The organism is Sandarakinorhabdus sp. FBCC-B8862 (assembly GCF_059745315.1).
Window position 1 is genome coordinate 2374047 of record NZ_CM185574.1, and the last position, 12790, is coordinate 2386836.

At 56.0% G+C, this 12790-nt stretch carries 7 protein-coding genes and 4 pseudogenes; 10 read left to right on the forward strand and 1 reads right to left on the reverse strand.

The window, feature by feature from the left end; translation table 11 throughout:
- Window positions 1–15 precede the first annotated feature (15 nt).
- The 9 genes and pseudogenes from AC6BOR_RS11495 to AC6BOR_RS11535 form a co-directional block, all read left to right on the forward strand.
- A pseudogene (locus tag AC6BOR_RS11495) lies at window positions 16–165 on the forward strand (DUF5681 domain-containing protein); the annotation flags it as partial.
- A gap of 20 nt (window positions 166–185) precedes the next feature.
- A pseudogene (locus AC6BOR_RS11500) lies at window positions 186–790 on the forward strand (IS5 family transposase); the annotation flags it as partial.
- A 657-nt stretch (window positions 791–1447) separates the two neighbouring features.
- Window positions 1448–3031 (forward strand): hypothetical protein, encoded by a 1584-nt coding sequence (locus tag AC6BOR_RS11505; protein ID WP_498058556.1) that lies wholly within the window; start codon window positions 1448–1450, stop codon window positions 3029–3031.
- Window positions 3028–4698, forward strand: a complete 1671-nt coding sequence (locus tag AC6BOR_RS11510; protein WP_498058557.1) for an RHS repeat-associated core domain-containing protein — start codon at window positions 3028–3030, stop codon at window positions 4696–4698. The genes AC6BOR_RS11505 and AC6BOR_RS11510 overlap by 4 nt, the downstream gene beginning before the upstream one ends.
- Window positions 4699–5024: 326 nt before the next feature.
- Window positions 5025–5700 (forward strand): annotated as a pseudogene (locus tag AC6BOR_RS11515) (transposase); the annotation flags it as partial.
- On the forward strand, window positions 5689–7962 hold the full coding sequence (locus AC6BOR_RS11520; RefSeq protein ID WP_498060654.1) for an RHS repeat domain-containing protein: 2274 nt from the start codon (window positions 5689–5691) through the stop codon (window positions 7960–7962). The pseudogene AC6BOR_RS11515 and the gene AC6BOR_RS11520, both read left to right, overlap by 12 nt.
- Window positions 7963–7973: 11 nt before the next feature.
- Entirely contained in the window at window positions 7974–8573 is a 600-nt protein-coding gene (locus tag AC6BOR_RS11525; RefSeq protein ID WP_498058558.1) for a tetratricopeptide repeat protein, read from the forward strand.
- A 161-nt stretch (window positions 8574–8734) separates the two neighbouring features.
- Window positions 8735–9919, forward strand: a complete 1185-nt coding sequence (locus tag AC6BOR_RS11530; protein WP_498058559.1) for an RHS repeat domain-containing protein — start codon at window positions 8735–8737, stop codon at window positions 9917–9919.
- 486 nt (window positions 9920–10405) lie between these two features.
- The gene (locus AC6BOR_RS11535) at window positions 10406–11101 is read left to right on the forward strand and encodes a hypothetical protein (RefSeq protein WP_498058560.1); all 696 of its coding nucleotides are present in this window, start codon (window positions 10406–10408) and stop codon (window positions 11099–11101) included.
- Between the two features lie 219 nt (window positions 11102–11320).
- Here the strand turns inward: AC6BOR_RS11535 and AC6BOR_RS11540 are convergent.
- Window positions 11321–12499, reverse strand: a pseudogene (locus tag AC6BOR_RS11540) (IS3 family transposase).
- A 53-nt stretch (window positions 12500–12552) separates the two neighbouring features.
- Between AC6BOR_RS11540 and AC6BOR_RS11545 the strand changes: the two are divergent.
- Entirely contained in the window at window positions 12553–12786 is a 234-nt protein-coding gene (locus AC6BOR_RS11545; RefSeq protein ID WP_498058561.1) for a TrbC/VirB2 family protein, read from the forward strand.
- The last annotated feature ends 4 nt before the right edge of the window (window positions 12787–12790 follow it).

Sequence of the window (12790 nt, forward strand, 5' to 3'; positions counted from 1 at the left end):
GCCCGTCCGCCAGCCGAACACAAGTTCAAGCCCGGGCGTTCCGGCAATCCCAAGGGACGGCCGCGCAAAGATCGCGCCCCGTCTGTTGAGGATCCTGCGTGGGGCGGGTCCACCGTATGTCCGAACAGTTGCTGCCGTTGCTTAAAGGCCCATCGACCTGATTAAGCGCAAATTTCACTTCCCTACCCGTGCGCTACGGCCAATCGACGACCTGTTACAGCCGGTTGGTCCGCTGGCACCACGCCGGGGTGCGGGACCGGCTTCTAGAGGCGATTTCAGCCGCTTTCGAACGCGAGATCGTGATGATCGGCTCCACCTGCGTCCGCGTCCACCAACACGGTGCGACGGGTAGAAAAGGGGGCCCGGCGATCGCGGTATGGGACGTTCCCGAGGCGGCCTCACGAGCAAGATCCATGCCCTCGTTGACGCTGACGGTCGTCCCGTCGCGTTCCGCCTGGCTGGCGGTCAGGTCCACGACAGCCAGGAAGCCGAATCCCTGCTCGACGCCATGCCTGAGGGTAGCACGCTGTTGGCCGACAAGGGCTAAGGCAGCAACGCCATCCGAAGAACTGCTGCCAGCAAGAATGCCTGGGCCAACATCCCGGCGTGCTCCAACCGCAAGCAGCGCCTTGCCTGCTCAGCCTGGCTCTACCGACAGCGCAACCTCTTCGAGCGTTTCTTCAATCGTATCAAGCATTTCCGAGGCATCGCAACACGCTATGACCAGCGCCCGGAAAACCACCTCGCCGCCGTCAAACTCATCTGCGCGCGCATCTGGCGCAACCCGTAGTGAGTCTACGCCCTAGGCGCTGTGCGGCCCATCGCAATCTTCCGGCATGCCTCTGCGATCGGCGCGCCCACATCCGTCTGGCAAAGAGCAAATGCGATCTGCTCGCCCCTGAACTTCGACGCCTTAATCAGCAAAATCATTTGATCAAAGCCGCTTCGATTTCGCCAGACTACTTCAATCCAAACCGGGTGTGCTTCGCTGAACAAGGTCATTGCGTGAATAATGCGTGAAAATATTGATCCCCTATGGTCCATATATTTTCCACATTGCCATGTATGAAAATATGGGATGACTTGAGTTGCTGAAATGCAGACATGGGTGCGAACAATGTCAGCCGTGGAGGATTCGATGCATAGACTTTGCTCTGCGTTGCTTATGTTGGTGATGGTGTCAGGACCGGCGTGCGCGCAAGAGGTGCAGACATATGTCTACGACGCCAAGGGTCGCGTTACCAAAGTGATTCGTACGGGCGGTGCCAATAATGGCGTAACGTCGACCTATACGCTGGACAAGGCGAACAACAGGCGGAGGATCGTTACCACTGGCTCACCGAACTAATCTAGAATAATTCGCGTCGGCTTGTATTCCCTAAACCTTAATCTCTGCGGTGGCAATGTTATGTATGCTCGCCTTCTGTGTCTTCCTGACCGTAATCGGTTGACCCGTGACCTTGGGAAGCTTGGCCCGCTCCTCGCAGGAGTTGCCTTTCCGGCGCTGCTTCTGGCCGGGGCCGCTGCCGCTCAGACAGCTCAGCCGACGTTTCGCAACCTCGACAGCAATGGCGTAGACCTCACCCACGGTGATTTCGTCTTGAACTTCCCAGAAGGTTCGGTTGGCTCGGGCATGGATCAGCTTGCGCTTGTCAGGACCAATACCAGCGGGAGTGCGAGCCAGTGGGACAATATCAAATTTCAAAAATGGCAGGACGGTTCCACTGAAATTGTCGACATCGTGCTCGGCCCTGTGTTTGAACGATGGACCAGGCCGGTTTGGGGAGGAACCTTCACATCCAATATGGCCGATGGCGTTACGCTTGAGGTTGCAGGGGGTAGCGTTATTCGCCGCGGCGCCGATGGTGGCACGATCTTATTTGCCAATCCCGGTGCAATGTTGGTCAATGGCCAAAGCAATATCTGCAAATTCCAGGCTGCCGAGGCCTATTGTGAACTTGCGCCGATGGAGATCTCCAGTCCCAACGGCCAAAAAGCCTATCTAAACTATCAACTTCATGAACAGACGGCGTCGGAATTTAACCCTGATGGAACGCTTGACGGGTATATCTGGTGGCGTTTGCAGGGCGTAGCAAATCGGACAGGCCGAGAAATAGCGTTCACCTATTCTACAGATGCGGCGCCGTATCAAGTTGGCGTTCCGCCCAGCAATGACTGGTTCAAGCGGACTTCGGCGATCTTTGGTGGCGGGCTCGCCACCGTGACATATAGCTATCCTTCACAAGGAGTTGTGCTTGTTACCGATGCCGCAGGGAGGACGTGGCGTCTGGCCGGAGCAGGCAACAACATTGCAATCCGCCGGCCTGGCGCGACAGCAGATACATTCGTGGTCACGGCCGGTGCCGCTGGTGTAACCAATGTCGTTAACGAGGGTGTAGCAACCACCTATAATCGCGTTGTCAGTGGCGTCACGGCTATCATGACGGTTACCGATGCTGCTGGTCAGCAGTCAGTGGTGCAGTCGAACCTCACCATCGGGCGGCCCACATCCGTCACGGATCCCTTGGGCCGGACAACCAGTTACACATATGACGCCAATCGGCGTCTGACGCGGGTGACCAATCCCGAAGGCGACTATGTGGAGTTTGCACTGGATGGTCGCGGCAATGCCCTGCAAACAACGCGTGTGGCCAAGCCGGGGTCTGGTCTCGGCAACATTGTAACAACGGCTAATTATAGTTTGTCATGCGCCACCAGCGTTGCCTGCAACAAGCCAGTTTGGACGCGAGATGCAAAGGGCAATCAAACGGATTATACTTATGACGCAGCCCATGGTGGCGTGCTGACCGTCACCAGTCCGGCGGCTCCCAACGGCATACGTCCACAAACGCGCTACACCTACGCGTCTGTAAACAATGTACAGCTTGTTTCAATGGTTTCAATGTGCCGGTCGCTTGCGAGCTGCTCCAATGGTGCAGACGAAAGCCGAACCACATACACATATAACAGCAACCTGCTGCCAGTGACTGTCACGGAAGGGGCCGGCGACCTCAGACGTTTGGCGGCATGACGTATCAATATGACCTTGCCGGACGACGCACTCGCGCCACCTGGAGCGATGGCTTCTTCGTGACCTATGAGCGCATGGTCACTGGAGAGGTCAGCGCGATCCGTGAATATGGCTCGGGCTTGCTGGCCAGTTATTCCTATAACGATCGAGGCCAGCGAACCAGCTTGCTCCGGGGCAATGGCGGCTCCACCAGCTACGGCTATGATGCAGTGGGACGCTTGGCCAGTCTGACGCATGATCTTGCTGGATCGGCCAATGACGTGACCACGAATTTCAGCTACACTCCGGCCTCGCAGATCGCCAGCTTGACCCGGAGCAACACTGGATATGCCTGGACCCAGCATTATACTGTGGATCGCAGCTATGCGGTCAACGTCCTCAACCAGGTGACAAGCGCGGGCGGCCTTGGCTTTGGCTATGACGGGCGCGGCAATCTCACGTCGTCTGGCAGCACAACATATAGCTATGACGCGTTCAATTTGCTGCGCTCATCAAACAACGGAATGTCGGCTCACTATGACAGCACGGGACGTCTGCTTGAACTGAACCAGGCCGTCTCGACACGCTTTTTCCATGACGGCTCTCAGATTGCGGCCGAAGTGGCAAATCCGACCGGCGCCATTCAGCGTCGCTATGTCTGGGGTGATGGCGCTGATGATTTGATCGTCTGGTATGAAGGTGGCGGCACATCAGACCGACGTTGGGCCGTGCGTGATGAGCGTGGGTCAGTGGTGGCCTATGCCGACAACGGCAACGCGGCCATCGCCATCAATCGCTATGATGAATACGGCATCCCGCAAAGCAGCAACATCGGCCGGTTCCAGTACACCGGCCAAGCCTGGCTCCCCGAGATCGGGCTGTATTATTATAAGGCGCGCATCTACTCGCCGACGATGGGGAGGTTCCTGCAGACCGATCCGATTGGCTATGGCGATGGGATGAACATTTATGCGTATGTGGGGAATGATCCGGTCAATAAGAGCGATCCCACTGGGTTGTGCGGAGACTATGACAATTGGGTTGCTACTGGCGAAATCATTTGTTCCGAGCGCGTTTGGCCAAATGGAAATGAAGGCGCTCTGGTCCGAAGCGGTGGCGGTGGCAGTGGCAGTGGCAGCAGCAACAGCAGCGGTGGCGGAGGATTATCTCCTCCCGCGGTTCCTGCAGCCCCCCAAAGCCAACCAGCAATTACACCCGCTACTCCAGATTGTAATTGGGCGATTGACGCTGGTAACTTTCTTGGGGACATTTCAAATCAAGTTACAAAGGCTGCGCTGCCCATCACTGCTGCGGGCGGTGTCATGATGATGGGGGGCATCATATTCGCGCAGCCAGTGATTTTGGGTAATGGAATTGTTTTGGCGAGTGCGGGCTCCGCGGCGAGTTTTGGTGCGGCAGCATTGCAAATCACAGGAGGTATTCTGCAGGCGTTCGGCGGCGGCCCTGCAGACAATATGTTAAACGGAATTATGGGTTTAGCAACTAGCGTTGCACTGGGACGAGCCGTTACCGGGCCGGCTCCGCGCGGCTACCGCACCGTGAGTCAAAGACAATCAGATTCTACCTCGAAGCTATGGGGCTTGGCCACAGGGGTGGGCTGGGACGTGGCGACATCTCCCTTTATTGACTTGGGCGCAAAGCCAGTGTCGTGCAAGCGAAAGGATTAAGGAATGTCGTTCAATCAGAAGCGGATTTTACATGCATTGGTTGCTGTTGCTTGGGTTCTCGCTGGAGTTAGCTCAATCTTCGGACTGAAAATTTTTGGTGGCCATGAGTCAAATTTGCTAGTTTATTTGCCTCTTATAAATATTGTGTTATTTGTAGCAATCGGTCCTCAAATTTCAGAGATTATTAATCACAACAAGAGGAATTAAATGAAGATCTAGATTATTGATTGACAACAGGGCGCAACAATAATGTGAAAGGATCATGACCTGACCCCCTGATTTTCTTCCACGATGGATTAGAGTCCGGCCCTTGAAGAGGACGGACGATGAAGCGGACGAGGTTCACGGAAGAGCAGATCATCGGGATTTTGAAGGAGGCCGAGGCGGGTGGGAAGACGGCCGAACTGGCTCGGCGGCACGGCGTTTCGGAAGCGACGATCTACAACTGGAAGGCCAAGTATGGCGGCCTTGAGGTGTCGGAGGCGAAGCGGCTTCGGACGCTGGAGGAGGAGAACGCCAAGCTCAAGCGGCTGCTGGCGGACACGATGCTCGACAACGCGGCGTTGACCCGAAGGGCGGCGAAGCCAACGATCTGCTGTCAAAAAAATGGTAGCGCCTGCCGCGATGCGGGAAGCGGTGGCGCATCTTCAGGCCAGCCTAGGGATGAGCGAGCGGCGGGCGTGCCGGGTTGTTGGGGCTGATCGCAAGAGCGTGCGTTATCGCTCGACGCTGCCCGATGATGCCGATCTGCGGGAACGGCTACGGGCGCTGGCGGCCGAGCGCCGCCGGTTCGGCTATCGCCGGCTGCATATCCTGCTGCGCCGCGATGGCGTGCTGGTAAACCGCAAGAAGACCCAGCGCCTTTACACCGAGGAAGGGCTTACGGTGCGCAAGCGCCGCTCTCGACGGCGCGCTGTCGGCGGCAGGGCAGCGCCACCGGTGCTGGCGCTGCCCAACCAGCGCTGGAGCCTGGACTTCGTGCACGACCAGATGGCATCTGGCGTTCTGTCTCCAGATCCGGGATCCGGCGTTCGCGCTGCCGTGCGTAACAGCTATGATGCGGCCGGGCGGCTGGTCCGGATCGAAACCGGCTCTCTGCCGGCAAGCACTCCGGCAAATTCCTGGAGCGGATTCGCCCTGATTGAAGATACGCAGATCGAGTATGATGCGTTCGACCGGAAAACCCGGGAGCGGCGACTCTCGGCCGGTGTAGTCCGGTCCGTCACGCAATATAGTTTTGACGGCCTGGGGCGGCCGCTTTGCACCGCGGTTCGCATGAACGACGCTGTCTGGTTGTCGCAATCCGATGCATGTGTTCCGCACAATGATCCATCGCGCGAACCCGATCGCATCACGCGCCACGAATATGATGCCGCTGGGCAACTGCTCAAGGTGCAGAAGGCCGTCGGGACGCTAGATGCGATCGATTATGCCACCTACACCTACACGCCCAATGGCAAGCAGGCGAGCATGACGGACGCCAAGGGCTTCCGGGCAGAGATGTGGTATGACGGGCTCGATCGCCAGTCGCACTGGTATTTCCCGTCTCCAGGGGCGACAGGCCAGATCAATCCGAACGATTACGAAGCTTATGGATATGACGCCAATGGCAATCGCACGTCGCTGCGCAAGCGGGATGGGCGTGTCATCGGATATACTTATGATGCCTTGAATCGAGTCGTCGCGAAGGACATCCCGAACAGCACATCGCTTGACGTGTTCTACGCTTATGACTTGCGTGGTCTGCAAACGGCGGCGCGCTTTGGATCGATCAACGGCCAAGGTCTTACCAACGCCTATGACGGGTTCGGTCGGGTGATCTCTGCCACCACCAATCAGGGCGGCCCAACCCGAACCATCACGTATCAGTATGATCAGAACGGCAATCGCACGCGGATTACCCATCCCGACGGGCGATATTTTGACACGGCTTATGACAGTGCCGACCGCATGGCCAGTGCCACCTGGACGTCGCCAGGGGCCACGAACATACCGTTCCTTGGCTTCAGCTATGATGCCATTGGCCGGCGCACTGGGGTTGGCCGCGCCTCTTCACAAACGCAATATCAATATGATGGCCTGTCCCGACTGACCAGCCAGTCTCAAGTGTTCACCAATACGGCAGCCAACACGACAACCACGTTCGAATATAATCCGGCCAGCCAAATCCGCACGCTGAACCAAAGCAATGATGGATATGCCTTCACAGGCCATTATAATGTCAACCGAAGCTATAGCGTGAACGGGCTCAACCAGTATCAAGCCGCCGGGCCGGCCAGCTTCAGCTATGATGCGAACGGTAATCTGACATCTGATGGTACCACAAGCTATGGCTATGATGTCGAAAATCGGTTGGTGACAACGTCCGCCGGCGCCAATCTTGTTTATGATCCGAACGGCCGGTTGTTTCAGATCAGCCGTGCCGGCCAAACGACGCAGTTTGTCTATGATGGCGACCAACTGGCCTTGGAGTATGACGGCGCCGGCAATGTGGAGCGGCGCTTCATGTTTGCCGGGATGGATGAACCGATCCTGGAAGATACGGGCAATGCTCTGAATTGCTCCGGAACGCGGGTGTTGCACACCAACCACCAAGGATCAATCATCGCGCAGGCCGATTGCTGGGGCAATCGCACCAATGTGAACGCATATGACGAATATGGCATTCCGCAGGCAGGCAATGTTGGCCGGTTCCAGTACACCGGCCAGGCTTGGCTGCCGGAGCTGGGCATGTATTATTACAAGGCCCGAATCTACTCCCCCACGCTGGGGCGGTTCTTGCAGACGGACCCGATCGGGTATGATGACCAGGTCAATCTTTATACATATGTGGGTAATGATCCCGTAAACTACATCGATCCATCGGGAGAAAGCAGATTTAAGAGACTTGTATTTGATGTCGTCTTCCCCATCGTTGTATACCTTACCACGGGAAAACCGAAAAAAGCGCCTCCTGCGGTACAGCCTAGGCCGCCCGTAGAACGACAGGTGCCTAGAGCTAAACCTGATAAGCAAGGGCCTGATCAATCCGGACCTCCGCCTAAGAAACGGGACAATGTAGATGGAAACGAACCTAGCCCTGGTCTCCCGAAAGAGGCGCGCGGATCAGTGCCAGGTGCCACGGCTCCCAGCGAAACGATGTCCCCTTCCGGTGGCTTGCCGCCTCCTGCGGTTTCACAGTCTCAAGATTCCTTAGTACGAGTCGAGCCTCCAGCAATACCTGAACCAGTGCCGCCGATCCCAGAACCTAAGCGGCCATTTTAGAAAGAAGGGATTTGGGTCTGATCCAGCCACCAGATCAGTTGAAATTAGGTCGCGCTGCTGACGAATGGTCAGCTGATGCGCTGTTGCGTGACAAGAAATACCAAGACGCATTTCTTATTCTTTCAAGATTAGAAGAGCATAACTCTCCTTACGCAATGGTGGCTTTGGGCTGGATCTATGAAAATGGTTATCTGGGGGAGGTTGATTTGATTTCTGCTGAATATTATTACTCACGCGCTGTGAGTTTGAATTATAGTGAGGGTTTTGTTGAGCTTGGCCGCTTGAAGCACAGAATCGGCCTTGACAAAGAGGCAAGAGAAATATTTTCTGCTGGCGCTAAGATTGGCAATATATCTTGCATGGCGCGGTTGGGCGCCATGATGGCTGCTGGAGAAGGAGGCCAAAAGAGTAACGATGAAGCAATAAAAATTTTAATGTTACCGGCAAAAATTGGCGATCCTATTGCGAAGAGAACTCTTTATCAAATTGAATTCGAAAATTCAAGTTCAATATTTAGGGTAATCATTTTTTATTATAAGGTATTGATATTAATAATCTCAACAATATATTTTACCCTGAAGGATCCCTATTCGGAGAGATCTATGAGATGATATAAATTTTTTGCTGAAAATATGTTTAAGTTGCCAGTGCGATAATTGTCGACTTGCGGTAATTGTGCACATTATTGGTCACCTCGCAGAGTGCCACCGAGACCCGCAACGATGGGATTTATGTTTGAACCGGAGGTGTCAACGTTGCGCGCATCTACAGCGTGAACGGGCTCAACCAGTATCAAGCCGCCGGGCCGGCCAGCTTCAGCTATGATGCGAACGGTAATCTGACATCTGATGGTACCACAAGCTATGGCTATGATGTCGAAAATCGGTTGGTGACAACGTCCGCCGGCGCCAATCTTGTGTACGATCCGTACGGCAGGTTGTTCCAGATCAGCCGTTCCGGCCAAACGACGCAGTTTGTCTATGATGGCGACCAGCTTGCGGTGGAGTATGATGGCGCTGGCAACATGCAGCGGCGCTTTATGTTTGCCGGGATGGATGAACCGATCCTGGAAGATACGGGCAGTGCCCTGAATTGCTCCGGCACGCGGGTCTTGCACACCAACCACCAAGGATCAATCATCGCGCAGGCCGATTGCTGGGGCAATCGCACCAATGTGAACGCATATGATGAATATGGCATTCCGCAGGCAGGCAATGTTGGCCGTTTCCAGTACACGGGTCAGGCCTGGCTGCCTGAGATCGGAATGTACTACTACAAGGCCCGAATCTATTCACCGACGCTGGGACGGTTCCTGCAGACGGACCCTCTTGGTTATGAGGATCAGATTAATCTGTATGCCTACGTTGCGAACGATCCGGTCAACGGGCGAGATCCGAGTGGGATGAAGAATTGCCCGATCAATGACCCAAACTGCATCGAGACTCCCGCATCTGCTGCGAACCCAAGTCAGCCAGATAAAAACCCTCCAGAAACAGACAAAAAGGATGAAATCGTTGTTACTGCGCAAAAGAAGAAGCGTAATAGTAGTGGAATTAAAGAGCAATTCTTTGTTGTGACAATCGCATCCTTTACGCGCCAAAGGCTTCGCCAGCGCGATATTCCCTGCCCAGGTGGGCTTCCGACTACTGTCGGCGTGGCTGATCCTATCCCCAGCGGGGCAAGTGCGGCCCATTCTCATCCATCGTCTCATTCTACTGTGCCTGGCAGAGGGGACAACAACTTCGGGAAAACAAGCAACACAGCGTATGTAATTACACCTAGCAGGGCCTATGCGATCGATCGTTCCAGTAATGGAACGTATCGCACCAGAGTTCTTTCCGGGGGGGCGCTATCAGCTTCGGAGCGGGCTGAACTGGTCGACAATATGCAGAATTGGGAATCTGGTAATTCGTCGGATAGGAGCAAAACTCTGCAGCAAAGGTTTTGTAAACCATGAGGAGGATGGTCTTTATCTTCGCCATTGCACCACTAATGGCGTGTACAACCACTACGTCGAGCTTCAACCTTGCAGCGCCTTCAACCCAGCCTGCCATGACCTATAGCGAATGTAAGGCTGCTGAAATCTGTACCGTGGCGGGTGAGGTTAAGGTCGTAGAGAGCGACGGTGTTGAGATGGGTGAACTTGCCTTAGGGGCGGGCAAGTGTGTTACCTTGTCACTCTCTAGGAACGATATACACTATTTGCGAAAGGTCGGCAGTGTCGAAACGACGATATCGGGTCAAGTCTATCTCGGCTATCACGACCCAACTTATATTGTTCTAAGAATCGCGGGCAGGAAAGTGGGATACCCACGGTGTGGTGATTTCTACGTATTCGTTAAATAACCCCCCCTTGTCTTACCAGCTGAAGAGATGTTCCCTAAATCGAGACTATGAATTGCTGGGCCTTGCTCGTGAATTCCTGCTTTCCGCGGAATTCCTGATGCGCAGGTTCACCTTGATCCAGAAAGACCTGCGGAAGGCGTTGTCGTTTTCAATTTCCGAAACTATTCTATATATCACGTCGTCAACGTCATCTGTAGATTCTGGGTTTCTCATTCGAAATTGTCATTACCTTGTCGTTGAAAGGGCCTTGAGAATGGCATTTCAAAAATTCCGACGGGTCGGTGCCAGCCTCGTTTGCACCGTCGCAGCCACCTTTTGCTTGCCGACCTGCGTGAGATCCCAAGAAAATCAGCATTTTGCCTATAACGCCCGCGGCGAATTGCGCTCGGTTGCCAGGAGTGGTGGACCCAATGACGGGTTCAAGACGTCCTACACGCTGGACCAAGCGGCCAACCGAGCGCGCGTGGTTGCCCGCGATGTGCGGGTTTGGCTTGGGGCCGGGATGTCCATCTGGTCACCGGACGGCCGGTTCCAGTTGACTATGCAGACCGATGGCAATCTTGTGCTATATGGCCCAAGTGGAGCGCTGTGGTGGACAGCCAGCAACGGCCCCGGTCGCTCTATGCTATTTCAGGCCGATGGCAATCTGGTTGTTTATGGACCATCCGGAGCCGTTTGGGCGATCAACATGCAGAATTGGGGCGCTGAAATGAGTTTGCAGAATGACGGCAATCTCGTGATTCGAGCTGAGGATGGCCGTGTTGTCTGGCAGACCAACACCGGTGGACATTGATCGACAGCGACGAAGTGCGAGTGCGATTTACCTCGCGTTAGCGATTTTGAGGACAGGCATCGTCGATCGACCATGTTGTGGACATCTTGTGGTCGCAAAGAATGGAATATTGCGACTCATGCAATGCCGTGTAGAAACTGGCAGAGCGATGTTTTGGATGGATTGATTTCATGGATCCTCAAGGTTCTGGCCCTGACGTGCACCCCTGATTGGTACCGATCAGAAGTAGAGTCCTGTGCTTTGATGGCTGATGGTTGATGTGATGGCAACGGGGTTGGGGGCATGCCCCCAACCCCGTTGGCCGGCGATCTCGGCAGGGGTGCATCCGCCCAGTTTCGAGTGCGGCCTGACGGTGTTGTAGTCGTGCTTCCAGGCCGCGAGGATCGATCTGGCGTGCGCCAGCGATGTGAACAGGGTCTCGTTCAGGCATTCGTCGCGCAGCCGGCCATTGAAGCTCTCCACGAAGGCGTTCTGCGTCGGCTTGCCCGGCATGATGTAGTGCCATTCCACCTGCCGCTCCTGTGCCCAGCGCAGGATGGAGGTCGAGGTCAGTTCGGTGCCATTGTCGCTGACCACCGTCAGCGGCTTGCCGCGGACGGCCGCCAAGCTGTCCAACTCCCGCGCCACCCTTGCACCGGACAGCGACGTGTCGGCCACCAGCGCCAGGCACTCACGCGTGAGCCGAAGGCCAGCGACCGCAGGGAGCTAACTCGTCGACCACGCACAGGATGCGGAAGCGCCGGCCGCAGGCGAACGCATCACTGACGAAGTCGAGTGACCAGCGCTGGTTCGGCCCCTGCGGCATCGTCATAGGTGCCCTGGTGCCCAACGCCCGCTTGCGGCCGCCACGGCGGCGCACCTTCAACCCTTCTTCCCGGTAGATCCGCAGGAGCTTCTTGTGGTTCGGCGCATGCCCTTCGCGCGCCAGCAGATACCCCAGGCGCCGATAGCCGAACCGCCGCCGTTCGCCAGCCAGCTCACGGAACCTGGTGCGCAAGCCAGCATCATCGGGACGGGTCGGTTCATATCGAACCACCCGCCTCGCGACACCGATCAGACGACACGCCCGCCGCTCGCTCAGCCCGAACGTCTCCCGGGCATGGGCGACCGCATTCCGCTTCGCGTCGGGCGTCACCATTTTTTTGAGCTGATGTCTTTCAACACGGCGATATCCAGCATCGCCTCCGCCAGCAGCTTCTTCAGCTTGGCGTTCTCATCCTCCAGCGACCGAAGCCGCTTGGCCTCGGACACCTCCAGGCCACCGTACTTGGCCTTCCATTTGTAGAACGTCGCCGAACTGATCCCGTGCCGCCGGCAGACCTCGGCAGTCGCCATGCCCGCCTCCTGCTCCTTCACGATCGCGATGATCTGCTCGTCCGAAAACCTGCTCCGCTTCATGCGTCCGTCTCCTCAAGAAACGGACTCTACCCAAAAATGGGACCAATTCAGGGGTGCACGTCAGCCCGTTTATCGCCGCCGCACAGTGGATCCAGGGGACGTTGCTTGGCACTGTTGCCACAGTGGCTGCAGTGGTTGCCGTTGCCGTGGTTGGTCTGCTGATGCTCACCGGCCGGATCAACTGGCGTTATGGCATGGTGGTGATCATCGGGTGCTTCATCCTGTTCGGGGCTGGCAGCATCGTTGCCGGCATCCAGGCGGCGGCCACGGCTGGTCCGGGATATTGATGGC